Annotated in this window: 12 protein-coding genes; 6 read left to right on the top strand and 6 right to left on the bottom strand. The window is 66.3% G+C overall.

Going from position 1 to position 16,573, the window contains the following annotated elements; translation table 11 throughout:
• Nucleotides 1–94 precede the first annotated feature (94 nt).
• Both ACTHNQ_RS15225 and ACTHNQ_RS15230 read right to left on the bottom strand, forming a co-directional pair.
• Nucleotides 95–2,554 carry a family 43 glycosylhydrolase gene (locus ACTHNQ_RS15225; protein ID WP_440334711.1) on the bottom strand — a complete coding sequence of 820 codons (2,460 nt, stop codon included), beginning with the start codon at nt 2,552–2,554 and terminating at the stop codon, nt 95–97.
• Nucleotides 2,555–2,657: 103 nt separating this feature from the next.
• Nucleotides 2,658–5,579: a family 43 glycosylhydrolase gene (locus tag ACTHNQ_RS15230; protein ID WP_440334712.1), complete on the bottom strand. Its 2,922-nt coding sequence runs from the start codon at nt 5,577–5,579 to the stop codon at nt 2,658–2,660.
• Nucleotides 5,580–6,165: 586 nt separating this feature from the next.
• Here ACTHNQ_RS15230 and ACTHNQ_RS15235 point away from each other — a divergent pair.
• On the top strand, nt 6,166–7,377 hold the full coding sequence (locus ACTHNQ_RS15235) for a tyrosine-type recombinase/integrase (protein ID WP_440334714.1): 1,212 nt from the start codon (nt 6,166–6,168) through the stop codon (nt 7,375–7,377).
• A gap of 103 nt (nt 7,378–7,480) precedes the next feature.
• Here the strand turns inward: ACTHNQ_RS15235 and ACTHNQ_RS15240 are convergent, their stop codons facing one another.
• Complete coding sequence (locus tag ACTHNQ_RS15240; RefSeq protein ID WP_440334716.1) at nt 7,481–7,618, bottom strand: hypothetical protein; 138 nt, start codon at nt 7,616–7,618, stop codon at nt 7,481–7,483.
• 149 nt (nt 7,619–7,767) lie between these two features.
• A complete protein-coding gene (locus ACTHNQ_RS15245) occupies nt 7,768–8,574 on the bottom strand; it encodes a LacI family DNA-binding transcriptional regulator (protein ID WP_440334717.1) in 807 nt (268 codons plus the stop codon).
• Nucleotides 8,575–8,772: 198 nt separating this feature from the next.
• Here ACTHNQ_RS15245 and ACTHNQ_RS15250 point away from each other — a divergent pair, with 198 nt between their 5' ends.
• Nucleotides 8,773–9,549: a LysR family transcriptional regulator gene (locus ACTHNQ_RS15250; RefSeq protein WP_440334719.1), complete on the top strand. Its 777-nt coding sequence runs from the start codon at nt 8,773–8,775 to the stop codon at nt 9,547–9,549.
• 810 nt (nt 9,550–10,359) lie between these two features.
• On the opposite strand, the gene ACTHNQ_RS15255 is transcribed toward ACTHNQ_RS15250, so the two are convergent.
• Both ACTHNQ_RS15255 and ACTHNQ_RS15260 read right to left on the bottom strand, forming a co-directional pair.
• Nucleotides 10,360–11,502 carry an alpha-hydroxy acid oxidase gene (locus tag ACTHNQ_RS15255; RefSeq protein ID WP_440334721.1) on the bottom strand — a complete coding sequence of 381 codons (1,143 nt, stop codon included), beginning with the start codon at nt 11,500–11,502 and terminating at the stop codon, nt 10,360–10,362.
• A 169-nt stretch (nt 11,503–11,671) separates the two neighbouring features.
• On the bottom strand, nt 11,672–12,469 hold the full coding sequence (locus ACTHNQ_RS15260; RefSeq protein WP_440334722.1) for an ABC transporter ATP-binding protein: 798 nt from the start codon (nt 12,467–12,469) through the stop codon (nt 11,672–11,674).
• A gap of 23 nt (nt 12,470–12,492) precedes the next feature.
• On the opposite strand from ACTHNQ_RS15260, the gene ACTHNQ_RS15265 reads away from it, so the two are divergent.
• From ACTHNQ_RS15265 to ACTHNQ_RS15280, 4 genes are all read left to right on the top strand, one after another.
• Nucleotides 12,493–12,678, top strand: a complete 186-nt coding sequence (locus ACTHNQ_RS15265; RefSeq protein ID WP_440334723.1) for a hypothetical protein — start codon at nt 12,493–12,495, stop codon at nt 12,676–12,678.
• Between the two features lie 125 nt (nt 12,679–12,803).
• Nucleotides 12,804–14,429, top strand: a complete 1,626-nt coding sequence (locus tag ACTHNQ_RS15270) for a thiamine pyrophosphate-binding protein (protein ID WP_440334725.1) — start codon at nt 12,804–12,806, stop codon at nt 14,427–14,429.
• 1 nt (nt 14,430) lies between these two features.
• Nucleotides 14,431–15,393 (top strand): amidohydrolase family protein, encoded by a 963-nt coding sequence (locus tag ACTHNQ_RS15275; protein ID WP_440334727.1) that lies wholly within the window; start codon nt 14,431–14,433, stop codon nt 15,391–15,393.
• Between the two features lie 108 nt (nt 15,394–15,501).
• A complete protein-coding gene (locus ACTHNQ_RS15280) occupies nt 15,502–16,530 on the top strand; it encodes an ABC transporter substrate-binding protein (protein ID WP_440334729.1) in 1,029 nt (342 codons plus the stop codon).
• The last annotated feature ends 43 nt before the right edge of the window (nt 16,531–16,573 follow it).

Below are 16,573 nucleotides of genomic sequence, written 5' to 3' on the forward strand. Positions count from 1 at the left end.
AGGGTACGTTCCCCGCCGGGGCCCCGCTTAGGGGTGGGTCCCCGGCCCCGGGGGGTGGGTGGCCGCCCCGGGGGGGGGCGCCCATCCCCCGCTCTCAGTTGCAGCTGTACGCCGTGTACGACGAGTCGACGCTGTCGGTGACCGCCTGGCCGGCGACGGTCGCCGCCAGATCGAGCGTCACGTGACCGGCCGCGTAGCCCGTCGTGCGGGTGGCGAACGTCTGCGCCGTCGTCTTGCCCGGCTGCACCGTCACCTTCTTCGCTCCGTACGGCGTGGTGATGGTGGTCTCGACGGGCACGTCGTTTTCGTTGCCCACCGTCACCACGAGGTAGGACTTGCCTGCCACGCAGCGGCCGTTCGTCGTGACGGTGACCGCGTCGGCCAGTCCCGCCGCAACGGCCGGCGCGAACTCCAGGTAGTCCAGGTCGAACAGCCCCTCGGTGGCCGAGCCGACGTACGTGAAGAACACGTCGTGGGTACCGGCCGCACCCGTCAGCTCCGCCGTGTAGTCGGCGTACTCCGTCCCCGTTCCTGCGGGGATCGACACCGTGCCGGCGACAGGCCCGGTCGGCGAGTCGAGGCGCACCTCGATCTGCCCGCCGGCTTTCGCAAGCGCGTGGAACGACACCGAGGCCGCGCCCTCCGTTCCGAACGCGACGTTCGACAGGGCCGTCCACTCGCCGCCATTGAGGTTCGTCAGCTTCATGCCCTGGTCGTTGGTCGTGCCGAGGAACTCGGTGCGGATGCCGGTCGTCGGGGTGTACGGATCGCGCAGGCCCGAGTCCCAGGCGATCGTCTCGGACTCGATCCGCTCGTACGGGTCCAGGTCGGCGACCTGGTCGACTCCGGCCATGGTCATCGTGATCGGGCTGATCTTGCCGTCCGCGGCGATCGAGACCTTGTCGATGTGAGTGGAGCGGTAGCCCTTGACCCCGCTGAACTGACCGTTGTCGACGAACTCCTTGAAGACCGTCTGCGCGTGGTAGGCCACGTACCACTGATCCTTGAACTCGAAGATCGCGTGATGGTTGTTCCCGCCGACGCCGAAGAAGTTCGCCGGGTTGGGCATGATCTGATCCACGTAGGTGAACGGGCCCATCGGCGAATCCGACACCATGTAGGCGATGTTGCCGGTGCCGACGGTGCGGGTGACGCCGTCGATCAGCAGCCCGTTCGGGCGCGCAGTGAAGTTCGTGCAGTAGCTGTAGTAGTACTTGCCGTTGAACTTGTGGATGCCGGAGTCCTCGAACAGCGCGGGCGCATCGACCAGCGCAGCGCTACCCTCCACGCTCACCATGTCGGCGCCCAGCTTGATGACGCGTCCGGTCTTGGGCCAGTCGCTCTGCCCCGTCGGCACGCCGCCGCCGAAGTAGAGGTACGCCGATCCGTCGTCGTCCACGAGGACGGCCGGATCGAAGAGCCACACGACGTTGTTCGCGCCCGCGAGGTTGTTGACCCCCGGCGTGCTCGAAGAGACCAGGGCGGCGCCGTTCATCGGGTCGGTCCACGGACCCACCGGGGTGCTCGACGTCAGCACGCCGATGCCGCCGGCGCTGTTGGCGTAGTAGAGGAAGAAGCGCTCGACGCCGTTGATCGTCTTGTGCGCGGCCGACGGAGCCCACGAGTTGCTCGCCCAGGACGAGACGCCGAACCCGTTGTTCCTGCCAGCGACCTTGATCTGGCCGTGGTTGGTCCAGTTCACCATGTCGCCCGACGAGATCACCGTGATCGTCTTGATCTGCCCGTACGAGTTGTCGACGATGTCACCGTCGGCATTCGTCTCGTACGCGTACTCCGCCTTGCCCGTGGAGCTCAGCCGGTAGGCGTCCGAGGTCATGTACACGTAGACGCGGCCGTCGTACTCCATGACGAACGGATCGGCTCCGTACTCGTAGTCCATGAGCGGGTTCGACGAACCGATCGCCTTGGCGGCGTCCGCCGTGCCGACCGGGCGGGGCGGCTTCGGCGCCACCTTGCCCACGAGCGACACGTCGTCCACGAAGTAGATGTCGGGAACGACCGTCGCGCCGACGGTCTCGACGGCCAGGCGAGCGGTCTTGAGGTCGAAGTCGGTCGTCGGCGCGGTGAAGGTGCCGGCGATCTGGGTGAACAGCAGGGTGTCCGCCGTGCTGCCCTTGGCCACCGGGGCCTGCGCGACCGTGACCGAGTGCCCTGCGGCGTCGCTCAGGGTGAGCGCGAACGCGACCGTCGGATCGCCGGCGTCACGGAAGTGCACCCAGGCGGAGGTCGTGTACGACTCGCCTGCGACGAGCCGGCCCACATTCTGGTAAGCGCCGTCGGTGTTCGCCGTGCGCGCGTTGACCTTCAACGACATCGCGCCCCCGTGGCGCGTCGAGTAGCCGAGCGAGAGGTTCGCCGTCGCGCCCTTGGCGAACCACGAGCCGGTGCCGCTCTCGATGTTCCCGTTCGTCAGGTGCTCGACGGGGTCGCCTTCGGCCGCTGCGGCGACAAGGGATCCGCCGCTCAGTGCCAGGGCGACGACGAGCGTGCCGACGATGGCACGCAGCGACGTCTTCGATCTGGTTCTCTGCATATCTCACACTCACTTCTCTGATCGGGCTGAGGAGGGATTCGGCGGGCTCGCCGAGTGGTGCCCGCCCTCGACCCGCAACGCGGGCCGAGGGCGGGAGCGGGTGTCACTGACAGGTGCTGGCCGGGTAGGGCGCGTCGAGCGTGCTCGACACCGTCTCACCCGAGACGGTGGCCGACGCCGTCACGCTCGCAGCCCCCGCCTCGACGGACTTCTGCCGAGTCGTGAACGCCTGCGACACGCTCTTGCCCGGCGCGACGGCGGCGATGGACTTCGCACCGAACGCTGTGGTGATGTCGACCTTGACCGGGACGTCGTCGCCGTTGGCGACGGTGACGGTGAGCACCGACTTGCCGGCGACGCAGCGCCATGCCGTCGTCGCCGTCGCATCGATCGCCGGGGCCGCCTTGACCAGCGCAAGCTCCGCCAGCTGGCGGGACAGCGCCCGCGCCGGCGCGTCGATCTGGTTCTGCGTCGAGAACCCCTTCGCCTTCGCCGCCACGGCCTTGGAGTACGCGGACGTGAACGCCGTCCATGCCGCCGCGGGATAGTCGGCCTCGTCGAGGCCCGACGCCCGCGCGATCGCGGCATCCAGCTCCGCCGTCGACAGCGATGCGCCGTCCGCCGTCAGCACATCGCTCAGGCTGTAGTAGTCGACGTCGACCGAGCCGCCCGCGGACTGCGTGGCGTAGGTGAACAGGCCGACCCGGTAGCCCATGAAGTGCGAGAGGCTCCAGTCCATCGTGAGCGGACCGGTGCGCTGGCCCAGCTGCGACCACGTGGCGCCATCGAGGCTGTAGTAGTACCGGATCCAGAGCTGCCCGCTGTTCGATGCGAAGTCGAGATCGGCCTTGAGGTACACGTCGCGGTTCGCACCCAGTGCGACCGTCGACCCCGGGACGAAGGCCTCGACACCGGCCTGGTCGATGGCCGCTGTGAAGGGCTGCCCGCGGTAGACGATCCCGAGGGTGTACTCGCCGCCGACCTTCTTCACCGCTGCGTAGGCGAAGCTGCGCGCGTACGCCGCCAGCCCGGCGACGTCGCCGTCCTTCATCGCCGACACGTCGAGCCTGGTCTCGACCGACTGCTTCGGGCCGAACGTCCGCTGCGAGAGCGTGTTGCGCGCCTCTTCGAACCACGTCAGCTCGTCCTTGGTCGACAGCTTCGCGTAGGTGTAGCCGCCCGTCACGACCTTGCCTGCCGTCAGGCGGAGCCAGCCGTCGCGGTCGGTGAGCGACCAGTAGCGGTTGTCGGGGTTGTGGTTCCACTGCCAGGCCGTGTCGAGGGTCGAGCCGTTGAAGGCGATCTCGTCGGCGTTCGGGACCTCGGTGGTCGGCACCTGGCCGACGACCGAGGCGTCGTCGACGAGGTACGAGACCGACGAGGTGACCGGCTGCGGGCTGCCCCACGGCGTCTCGAGGGCGAACTTGACGTTCGAGAGCACCGCGTTGTCGGGGACCGTGTACGTCCGCGTGATCGTCGTCCATGTGTTCGGCGGCACGGATCCGCCCGAGGCGCACTGCAGGTTCACGGGGGCGCCGAAATCCAGGCACAGGTTGAACGTGATCGCCGAGGTGTGCGGGTGCTTGACCTTCGCCGACAGCGTGTACGTCACGCCCTTCTGCAGCGTGTTCTGGAGGAACTGGTTCGGTGCGGAGCCGTTGAGCGTGCGGTTCGACACGAGCAGCGCCGCCGTTCCGGTGGCGGGGCCGCTGGTGTCGCGCGTCACCGTCGCGCCGTACTGCGTCCCCCACGGGGCCACCGTGGCGTCCTCGAAGCCCGGGTTCTGCAGAAGGTTCGTGCCGAGCAGCGTCGGGTCGATGCCCGGCGAGGCAGGGATGTCCCACTCCTCGTCCATGTAGGCGCGGTGCGGCGCGTCGTTGTCGAAGTCGTCGGACGCGACGATCGACTTCTGCCGCTCGAGGTTCTCCTGGTCGGGCGTGAGTCGGATCGGCTTCTCGAACGTGCCGCCGTACGGCACGACGCCGTTGTTCCCGAACGTCGGCCACCCGTCAGTCCAGGTCGCGGGGATCAGGGCCGGGATCCGCCCGACGGGGTAGGTGTCGCGGAAGAAGAAGCCGTACCAGTCGGATGCGGCGCCCTCGTGAGTGATCTCCACGAGCCCGCCCTGTGCGAAGCCGTTGGAGTCGAGCGCGCTGCGGGCCTCGTAGGTGTTGGCGCCACCCGGTGCCTGGTGCTTTCCGAGCAGGTACTTGGAGCGGAACACGACCTCCTGGCGGTTGCCCCCGCTCGGCCACGTGATGATGAACACGTAGTAGTACTCGCCGATCTTGTAGACCTGGGCGCCCTCGAACAGACCGCCGATGTACGGCCGTCCCGCGTAGTCGGCGGCCGAGAAGATCGACGGATACTCTGCGACGACCGTCTTGAGGTCGGCGCTCAGCTTCACCGCGCTGGTCGATCCCGAACCGTAGAAGATGTACGCGGTGCCGTCCGTGTCGAAGAAGAGCGAGGGGTCGTGGAACCCGCGTCCGAGCGCGGTCTTCTGCCAGGCGCCGTGGTCGATGTCGTCGGTCGTGAAGAGGTAGGCGCCGTTGACGTTGTTCGTGTTGAACAGGACGTAGAACCGCCCGTCGTGGTACCGGATCGACGACGCCCACTGCCCCTGGCCGTACGACTCCTTGCCGTTGCGCAGCGACAGCGCGTCGCCGATGCTGAGGCGGTCGTAGACGTAGTTGACCGTCTCCCAGTTGACGAGGTCGTACGACTTCATGATCGGCGCGCCAGGGCTCAGGTGCATGGTCGTCGAGATCATGTAGTACGTGTCGCGGTGCTCGTCGTTCTCGGCGGCCGGCACCATGGTGACGCTCACGTCAGGCACGTCGGAGTTGAGCAGCGGCACGGTGTAGGTGCCGTCGCCCGCATCGGTCGACGTGTACGACGCGTCTGGCGGAGTCGGCTCCTGGCCGCTGGCCGCGGTCGTTCCCGCGAGCATGCCGGCCCCGAGGAGGGCGCCGACGGTCAGGAGCGACACCACGCGCTTGGCGGTACCCGAGCGCTTGTTCATTGCGATCCCTTCGTTCGGACCGGTCGATCCGAGGTGGTTCAGACGAAGCGCGCCGTACGGCGCGCGGATGCACTGCGCAGCACACCGCCGGCGCTCACGCCGCAGGTGTCCTCCGCCCGACCCTGACGATCCGCGCCACTCCGCGTGGATCAACCGGGTCGGGGCCGCCGACAGCCGGATTCGTGCACCGACATCGCCGTCCCGCATCGCGTGTTAGCGCTCACGTTTAGCGCTAACAGCCGCAGACTAGCGCCGACGCGGACGCGCCCGCAAGACCCCGCCCTCCGGAGTCGGGCCGCATCCCTCAGGATCACCCACGCTGCGTCCCCCGGCTCTGCGCCGCGGAACGGTCTGCGGATCCGCGAGCCGGGTCGTGTAGATTGTCAGCTGGAGCAGACGATGCTCCGCTCCTCGGGGCTGTAGTTCAATGGCAGAACTTCTGCTTCCCAAGCAACGGCCACGGTCTCGATGCCTTCGATGAGCATCGATTTTCCGCGGATCTCCGCCGGTCGATTTCCCATAGCGCGTGCTGTGACACCACCCTCATGTGTACACCCTTGTGTACACCGTTGTTATCGTGACGGTCATGCCTAAGTCGCGTGAGCACGGGCAGGGCGCCCTGTACTGGGTGGAGTCCCGCAAGATGTGGCGCGCGGTGCTCGATGTCGGCTTCGACGAGGTCACCGGGAAGCGGGTGCAGAAGGCCCGGATGTCCAAGAGCAAGGACGAGGCGGTCAAGAAGCTCAACGCCATGCTCCGAGAGCGCGACTCGCTGGGCATGGTGATGGATCGGTCCACCCGGGTCGCCGAGCTGGCCGAGGTATGGCTGGCCGATGTGGCGGATCGCGCGAAGCCGAAGACCCTCACCAACTACCGCTCCAACGTACGCACCAAGATCCTCCCCGCCCTCGGCCGCCGCGTGGTCTCGGAGTTGACGCCGGCGGACGTGCGGCGGATGCACGCCGCGATCCGCGCGTCGGGTGCCGGGTATGCCAGCGTCGCGAGCGCTCACCGCACCCTGGTCACCATGCTCGAATACGCGAAATCAGAACGGGTCCTCTCCGGTGAGAACGTCGCGATGCTCGGCCCGCCGCGGCGGGGACGGGTGGGGAAGGCGAAGGACTCGTTCACCCGCGAACAGGCCAAAGCGCTCCTCCGGGTCGAGGATGCTCGGGTCACGCTCGGGCTGCTGACCGGGCTGCGCAGCGGCGAGGCCATGGCGCTGCGGTGGGAAGACATCGACTTCGACCGCGCCGTCGCGGAACTGTCCTGGTCACTCACCGAAGCCTCTTTCCGACACGGCTGTAACGGCACCTGCGGGAAAAAACGGGCCGGGAACTGCCCGCGGCGCATCCTGGAGATCTCCGACTCCCTCGAAGCCGTCCCGCTGGAGGGGCGGCTCGTGCTGGTCCGCCCCAAGAACGACACACCCCGACAGATCCCCCTCACCCCCGCCGCCGTCCAGCAACTCCAAAAGCTCCGCCGCAGCGACGATGGGCCAAACCCGTACGGGCTGGTGTGGCATCGCGCGAACGGGGCGCCGAAGACCAACACCGACGACAACGACCACCTCCGCACCGTGCTGACCCAAGCGGGGATCGACGAGCCCCCCGCGACGACCCACTGGCTCAGGCACACCTACGTCACCCTGTCCGAGCACGCCGGTATCCCCTGGGCTGCCGCCGCCGGCGTGAGTGGGCACGGCAGCCCCGAAGCATCCGACCCCTACCGCCACGTCCTCACCAGCGAAGGCCGCAAAGCCGTCACCACACTCTCTGCCTGGGTCGAAAACCAATAGCTCGGAGAAGCATCTGGGCTGAGGTGAGTTGGGCTTGGTCACCGAAGGCGAGATGGCAAGCCACGGCCGAGGCACACGCGATCTTGGCTGACATGAAGCAGAATCAGCGCATCGGGGCTTCCTCGACCCTCGTTTGGATCTTCATTGCCGCACTGCGGCCGCCAGCCTCGAGATGGACCTGTAATTCACGCCAGCTGTCGAGTGCTGCTCCGAGCTTCACGTCAGAGACGGTTTCGGTCATGGCTGGTCTCCTTCGATCGGGGTGATGCGCGTGAGGGGCGCGAGGGCCTCGAGGCCGACAGCGGCGTAGACCCAGACCGCGGCGGCCTGCGCATGTCCGGAGCCGGGCCTGGCGGATGTCCGGGCGCCCGCTTCGCGTGCCCGCGTTAGCTACTCGGCCCCGCGTGTGCTCCCCCGCACGATGAGTTCAAATGGCACCGGCTCAGCATCATTCGGGCGGACCCCCGTGTCCACCCAGTCCAGAAGCAGCTGTGCACAGCGAGCCCCGAGTGCGCTGGGGTGGAGGTCGACTGCAGTAATGCCGGGCTCGACGAATTTGAACGCTGTGCTGTCGACTGCGGCGGCCACGAGAAGATTCCTTCCTACCTCCAGTCCGTGCGAACGGGCCGCGTCCAACACTCCTAGCGCTGCCCCGTCGGGCGCAGTGAGTATGGCGTCCGGGGGCTCAGTCCTCCGGAGGAGGTCATCGGCGATTCCGCCGATAGTTTCAGCCGACGCCGTGAACGACGTCTGGTGAAGAACCGGCTCGACGCGACGCAGACCGCACCACGTCAGATACTCGGCAGCGATACGACGCCCCCATGTCGACGTGTCGCCGGCGCCGATGAACGCGGGACGACGCGCACCACGGTCGGCGAGATGATCCAGGAGTGCGAACATGATCGCGCGGTGATCGGGCTCTACCACGATCGCGGATCCGCCGTCGAGATCGGGCGGATGCTCGCTGCTGACAACAGGTGCACCGTGCGACAGCAGGGCGGCCACGCCATCGTCGCCGGCCAGAGGATCGACGATGAGAACCCCGTCCAGGTTTTCCTGCTGAGAGACGGCGTCCCGTCCAGCCAACAGGATCGTCAGCGCGAATCCCTCGTCGCGGGCGCGCGCTGTTGCACCGAACACGAAGCGCATGTAGTACTCGAAAATCCCCACATCCACGGGGAGGTACAGCCCGATCACGCCCGCTCGCCCCCGGCGCAGATCACGAGCGACCGCGCTCCCGCGGTAGGCCGACGACCTTCCATCCGGAGCGCAGGAACGTCTGGACAGTGGACAGTCCCATCCCGGATGCTGCTCCCGTGACGACGACGGTTTGCTGAGGGTCCTGCATGTGAGTTCCGGCCTTTCGATGCGTTGTTCGCTGTTGGGAACCCAGTCTTGACGCGCACGTCTCGACGGCTGCTGCTGACCGATGCCGGCAAGCAGCTGCTGCCGCTCGCGGAACGCACCTTGAGCGATGCCCGCGAACTCGCCGACTGGAGCAAGCGTCTGCGATCGCTCGAGGAGGGCACGGTCTCGTTCGGCACCTTCAACAGCGCGCACTTGTATCTGCTCACCGATCTGATCCGGGAGTTTCACGAGCTGCACCCGTCGGTGCGCATCCAGGTGGTGGGGCTCAACTCGTCGGAGGTGGCCGACGAGGTGCGTGACGGGCACCTCGAGGCGGGGCTCGTTCAGCTGCCCGTGGACGATCGGGAACTCGAGCTGACGCCCTCGGTCTTCCGCGATCAGGCGGTGTACGTCTCGCGCAACCCGGAGCACGCGAGCGGACCCATCGACATCGCGACCCTCGCGTCGCGGCCGCTCATCCTGTCAGAGGCACGCTGGTCGCACGACGACCCGCTGCGCGTCTCGCTCACCGAGCGGGCCCAGCGCGAGGGCGCCGTCATCCACCCGATCGTCGAGGTCGAGTTCCAGACCCACGCGCTCGAGCTCGCGGCGCGGGGTGTCGGCGACTCGCTCGTCTCATTCCACGTCGGGCGCCAGTTCATGCGGGCGCGTGGGCTGTCGTGGGCGCCGCTGGACCCGCCGATCGTGGAGCACTACGCGTTCGTGACGCGCAAGGGCGGCGCCATCTCCCCAGCCACCGCGCAGTTCATGCGCCTGGCACACCGGATCCTTCAGAGGATCGCCCGAGAAGCACCGCTCAAGTGAGAGGACAATCGACGACCTTCGTAGCAACGTGGCGCTGTCCGTCCACGGCGGATTGAATACCGCATAGCGGTAATAGTTGGTCGGCGCGGCCAAGCCCAGCCGGAGGCGCTGCCGAAACGCCCACCGTCCTGCCGCAACTTGAGCTGGATCGTCGGGTCGCTCCCCACCGGCGATTCCCTGGACAACCCCGGTGGCCGCTCGCCGCTCAGCCATCCCAAAGCGGGCGATGGGTGGACGCCGTCCTGCCGGGGGCGAGCGTTCGGACAATATCGGCCCACTAACGGCTGCAAACTCGGTCGGTGTTGCGCCAGTCAACCCTCAGAGCCGCGGGCGGGGATGGGAGCAAGTGGCACGGTGGTCGGCAATCGGGCTCACCGGCAGGCTTCGTCGCGGACGTGTCGCACTTGCTCCGCGTCCACGCCAATCGGGCGCCGAATCGGATTGGCTGTGCCCTCCGTCGAACGAGCCGCGTTTCGGGCGATCGCCTCCTCGGCATATGCCAGATGGAAGTGGTTCGGCGCGCGACGTGCAGGACATAGACGCGCCGCGAGATCAGTTCCGCCAGGGAGTCGCCGCCAGCGCTTCAGGACCAACTCCCTAGCAGCCGCAGCACAGTGGATGGGCGTGCCGACGAAGCCCGCTACTCGGCTTCCCGTCGTGCGGACGGCATGAGCATGCCTTGTCACGAATCCCGTGCCACGGTGGCAGCGTGGAGCATCTCTATCAGGAACGATTCTCCTTGGCACCGGGCCACGACCAGCACTCGCCGCAAGAGCCGCGTGCATGAAAGGGGTGGCATCGTCCGGACGATCAGCGCTCGATTGCTCCCACGAGGGTCGGGACTGAACGTCGCGAGACGTGCTCGGGCGTCACGTCGTCCAGGTGCGCGACTCCGAGGAGTCGCATCGACCGCTCTATCTCACTCCGGAGTATGGCGATGGATCGATCGACTCCTGCCCGACCGCCCGCCATGAGGCCATAAAGATAAGCCCGACCGATGAATGTGAAGTTCGCACCGAGTGCCAATGCTGCAACGATGTCACCTCCGGACATGATGCCCGAGTCAAGCCAGATCTCGGGTCGTACGGGTACGTGCTCGAGCGCGCGGACGACGCCGGGCAGAATGTCCAGCGGGGTAGGAGCTCGGTCGAGCTGGCGCCCTCCGTGATTCGAGAGCACGATGGCGTCCACTCCGGCGTCGGCCACTCGAACCGCGTCAGCTGCGGTCTGCACGCCTTTCACCACGATCGTTCCTGGCCACTCGCTGCGGATCCAGGCGAGATCGGCGATCGTCACCGATGGGTCGAACATCTTCTCGAACAGTTCTTTGATGCTTCCCGAGGATTTGTCCAGAGACGAGAAGCTGAGTGGTTCGGTGGTCAGAAAGTCAAACCACCAGGCGGGGTGAAGCGCCGTATCGATGACGGTTCGAGGTGTCAGCGACGGCGGCACCGTCATCCCGTTCCGGACGTCCCGCAGCCGGCGACCTCCGACTGGCACGTCCACAGTCACGACGAGAGTCTCCATGCCGGCCGCGGCCGCGCGCCGGATCAGTTCGGCGGAGCACTCGCGATCTTTCCATACGTAGAGTTGGAACCACGTCCTGGCGTTTGGGTCGACCTGCCGCGACCGGGCTGCCACCTCCTCGATGGATGCAGTCCCCATCGTGGAGAGGGTGAACGGAATGCCGGCGGCCGCGGCTGCCGCCGCACCTGCCAACTCCCCTTCCGCGTGCATCATGCGGGTGAACCCGGTCGGGGCAATTCCGAATGGAAGAGAGACCGGCTTGCCCAGCACCGACCGCGTGGTGTCGACGGTTGCGACGTCGTTCAGCACTCGCGGATGGAAGATCACGTCCGCGAACGCGGAACGCGACCGGCGAAGAGCGATCTCCTCGTCTGCCCCGCCATCCGCGTAGTCGAACGGCGCCCGCGGTGTGCGGCGCTCAGCCATGCTTCGAAGATCATGGATGGTGACGGATGCTGCGAGCCTGCGCTCCTGGCTCCAGGTTGGCGCCTGGAACCGGATCAGAGGCGCAAGCTCTTGCAGGCGCGGGAGCCGACGGCTCAACGGGGTGCTCCCGTTCCCCCGCGAAGCGAACCGCGATGGGCAAGTGGTCGAATCACGACGCCGCCCCCAGGTTCGTCGCCGCCGTCGGGACTGCGACGCCTTTCACGGCACGGAAAACGTGCGCCCTCAGGTGGCCAAATTCCGGCAGTTCCTTGGTCGTGATCTGATCGCGCTCCTCCGGAAGGTTCACGACGACCTCTTCCACAACCCGGCTCGGGCGACTGCTGAGGACTACCACGCGCTCGGCGAGGTAAACCGCTTCGTCGACATCGTGAGTCACAAGCACGATGGTCATCTTGAACTGCCGTCGAATGCGCAGAACGAGGTCCTCGAGATCCGCACGCGTCTGCGCGTCCACGGAGGCGAAAGGTTCATCCATGAGCATGATCTGAGGACGATATGCGATCGCGCGAGCGATGGCCACCCTTTGCTGCATGCCGCCGGAAAGCTGCCAGGGGTAGTGGTCCAGGAAGTCCGCGAGGCCAACGGAAGCAGCCGATTCCTCGATCAACCGCTGTCGTTCCGAGGACGATAGCTTCTTGCGCCGCAGAGGCAGCAGGATGTTCTTGCGAACGGTCAGCCACGGCATCAATGAGGCGCGGTAGTCCTGAAAGACGATAGCCATGCTTTCGGGCGGCCTGCTGACGAGCTCGCCATCGAGCCTCACGCTGCCACCGGATACCGACTGAAGCCCCGCGAGGCTCCTTAGCAGTGTGGTCTTTCCGCACCCGGACGGACCCACGATGCAGATGAATTGCCCCTGCTCAACGGTGAACGTAATGTCCCCGAGAGCGCGGACCGTACCCGACCGCCCCTCAAACGTTTTCGATACGTTGCGTACCTCGAGCATCCACGATCTCCCTCGATGTGCACGTGACTCTGTATCCGGCACGCCGTGCCACGCTTCTGGCTTCCCGCGAGCGTAATGACTTCAAAACCCCACTGTCAACCTTCACATCATTTGAGATGCAACTGGTTGACCTTCAAGATTCGCTGTGCCATGCTCCTTGCGACGTGATCCTCGCCACCGCGAACTGGGCAGCGGTGGTGAAGATCTGACCCGAGGATCGACAGATTCGAGGACGCCGTTGCCGAGAACGACCTCGGCACAGAGGCGAGCGGCGGTCACCGAGCAGGCCGCTCCCAGAACTCGAGCATCGATGACGAGCTTGTGAAGGGATTCCATGGCCGAAGTGACGAGCACACAACTGCAGATCGATACCGCGGAATGGCTGGCCGCACACGGATCCCCCCCGGTGTTCGGCCTTATGGGAGTCGGCAACCTGCACCTGATCCTGGCGCTCGGCGATCTTGACGTGGCATATGTCGCGGGGCGGCACGAAAATGGTGTGGTCGCCGCCGCAGACGGCTGGGCGCGAGTGACCGGGCGGATCGGAGTCGCGACCGTCTCCCGCGGCGCGGGGCTGGCAAACGGGATCACCGCCCTCGTCGAGTGCCGGAAGAGTTCAACCCCCTTGGTGTTGTTTGTCGGCGAGCGCGCACCGTCTCCTCACGACACCCAATTCCTGGAGCAGGAAGAACTCGTGAGGTCCGTCGGGATTCACTACGTCCGACTGTGCCGCAACGATGTCGAAGACTCTCTGGAGGCCATCTTCACCTTTGCGCGCACCGCTCACCAGCCGGTGGTCGTCGAGCTCTCGGCGTCGGCTGAGCATCCGGCCCTTCCCGCCATTGCCGATCCGCCTCTCCCGCGTCAGGACGCAATCACCGCCGCTGCCACGCTCCTGGCTGCAGCCAAGAGACCCTTGATTCTGGCGGGAAGAGGCGCGGTCGTGGCTGATGCGGACGTGGCCCTCCAACGCTTGGCAGACGCCACGGGAGCCATGCTCGCAACGACCGCCATGGCTCACGGCATGTTCGCCGGCGACCCGCGCAACCTCGGCGTCTGTGGCGGATTCGCTAGCCCGGAAGCGGCCGAGGTTCTCAGCAAGGCGGACGTCGTCGCTGTGTTCGGCGCCAGCTTGAATCAGTGGACGCTTCGGCACGGGCGCCTCTTCGACACAACAACTGCCTTCGTCCGGTGCGACCTCTCCAGAGAGGCGCTCGCGCAGGGTAAGGAGTCGACAGTCAAGATCGCAGGCGACGCGAGGCAGGTCGCCGACCTGATCGGGTCCAAACTCCGCAATGGCAAGGAGAGCGGCCCGTGGGGCCGGATTGGGTCGGGCTCGCCGCGTCCGGCTCCGGCGGCCGGCAGGGTGGACGCAGAAGAGGTATGCCGCCACCTGGCCGAGGCCCTGCCGCGAACGCGCACACTCAGCGTCGACAGCGGCCACTTCTTCGGCTTTCCGATCCGGCACATCGAACCGGATGGCGCACGTTCCAACGTCTTCTCGCAGGCATTCCTGTCCATGGGACTGAGCATCGCCTCGGGCGTGGGGGCGGCGATCGCGCGACGAGACGCGATATCGGTGGTGGTTGCAGGCGACGGAGGCGCTGCTATGAGCATCGGTGAACTCGACACCGCATGCCGCTACAACGCTCGCATGCTTCTTTGCATCATGAACGATGCAGCGTTCGGCATGGAGGTGCATGAACTGAACCGCTTCGGCCTGCCGCCCGCCAGCGCGCAATTCGAAGACATTGATTTCGCTGCCGTCGCCCGGGGCCTCGGAGCAGAGGCTGCCACGATCCGATCCCTCTCCGACCTGGAGGTCGTGGATCGCTGGGTGACAGATGGACGCGGGCCGCTCGTACTTGATTGCAAGATCGACCCCACTCGTGTCGCTGACTGGTATCTGGAGCGGGCCACGCCGGAACAGCGAGCGCTCCTCGCGGCCGGAGCGTCGTGACATGAAGGTCGACGCGTACGCGCATATCCTTACCCCCCGATACTGCGAGGAAGCTGCTCGACTGCTCGGGACGCTCGGCGACGCGCAATCTCGCGCCTTCCAGCTCATGCTCGCAAAGGACCCGTCGCTTGCCGAAGTACGAGAGCGCGCGGCGATCATGGACGCGGTCGGGCAGGACTACCGGCAGGTGCTGACGATGGCGCTCACCTCCGTGGAGTACATCGATAGGTCGATCAACGTCCGTTTGGCGCGGCTCGCCAACAACGAACTCCCCGAACTTGCCGGTTCCGACCCCGCGCGGTATCGAGGCTGGGTGGCGCAGGCACCACTTCTCGACATGCCGGAAACGATCCGAGAGCTCGAGAGGGCGTTCTCGCGCGGCGCTCTTGGTGCGCAGATCAACACACACATCGCAGGGAGGGCCCTCGACGATCCACTTTTCGAGCCGTTCTTCGAGTACATGGCCGACCGCCGGCGTCCGATCTGGGTGCACCCGAACCGACGCCTCTCGCAATCGGAGTATCCGGATGCGGAGGAGAGCTCGCGTTACACGCTCTACTCGAAGACGGGCTGGCCCACCGACACAACCAACGCCATGCTGCGGCTGGCGTACTCGGGAGTCCTCGAACGATGGCCGGCACTGCGCATCCTGACACATCACGCCGGCGGCACCATTCCTATGATCGCGGGACGGCTTGTCGAGCCGCCGCGAGAGCGTGAAGATCTCGAGCCGACTCCGTTGCTGAAGCGGCTGTATGCCGACACCGCGGCCTTCGGGAATCCGATCGCGGTCCGGGCAGCAGTCGAATTCTTCGGGGAAGATCACGTCGTCTTCGGTACTGATTTCGGCTTCACCAGTAGCTTCGCGCCCCGCACCATCGACTCAGTCAAGCAGGCGATCCTCGATCCCGCTGTGCGCGAGAAGGTCTTCCACGCCAATTTCGAGCGCATGCTCGGCGATTGAGGGAGCCTCCATGACCAACCGGCGTATCGGCGCCCGAGCACAGGCCCCCGGCAGGGTGAGTGGGGCGAGGGCGCCCCACCGCCGGGTATTCAGAACGGAGATCTGAGAATGACACACCGAATCCGAACCCTATCGGCGGCGATCGCCGCGGCAGCTCTTGCGATCGCGCTGTCGGGCTGCGCGGCGCAGGCCGACGCCGGCGCGCGGACTCCCGACAGCACCGCCGACACAGACGAGATGCCCGCCGAGTTGACGACGGTGAAGGTCGGGATTCAGCCGCCGAGCTCGATGGCATACCTTCGCCTCGGAGTCGAGGAAGGCTTCTTTCAGAAGCGCAACCTGAACCTCGAGTTCGTCGACGTCGCGACGAGCGATGTCGCGGTGACAAGCCTGATCTCGAATTCTGTGAACTTCGCTACGATCAATCCCCCGGTGCTCGCAACTGCGATCGACAAGGGCCTCCCGGTTCGGTGGGCAGTCGCGGGCGTAACCTCGCCGGAAGAGGTCTCCGACTCCGACGGCATCTTCGTCAAGCCTGAAAGCGACATCCAAAACTGGACAAACCTGCAAGGAAAACGTGTGCAGGTTCCGTGTATCAACTGCGTCTCGGACCTGTGGGTTCGGACGGTCGTCGACGAGGCAGGCGGGGATTCGGCGAAGGTCGAATTCGTGGTTCTCGCCTCCGCCGACGCACCCGCAGCACTCGAGGCGGGGAATGTGGATGCGATCAGTGGTTTTTCAGCGCTGGTACCCGTCCTTCAATCGAAGGGGTACCGCTCGATCGGCAACCAGATCGCCGAGACGGCGACCGGGCAGCCCATCATTCCGTTCGGAGTCAACGTGACCTGGGCGGGCCAGAATCGCGCCGTTGTCAACGCTTTCGTGGCGGCGGCCCAGGAATCCGCCATCTTCGCTGACGAGAACATCGAGGAGTGGCGCGCCCTCCTCCCCCAGTACTACCCGCAGCAGGTCCCCAATGCGGCCGCGGCCGCCAAGGTCGAGGGCCACTGGCGCGACTGCTATTTCGAAGAGGCCACGTCTGTTCTGCTGGATGGAATCGTCTCCTACGGCTGGGTCCAGAAGCCTCTCGATGTCGACGATCTCTTCTACTCGGGCGTCGAGACCAAGTTCTGCTGATCATGGCCGGGCCCCATCGCGGAATGGGGCCCGGCACGACCCT

Origin of the sequence: Microbacterium sp. (assembly GCF_051953575.1) — a bacterium.
In the GTDB taxonomy this organism is placed as follows: Bacteria; Actinomycetota; Actinomycetes; order Actinomycetales; family Microbacteriaceae; genus Microbacterium.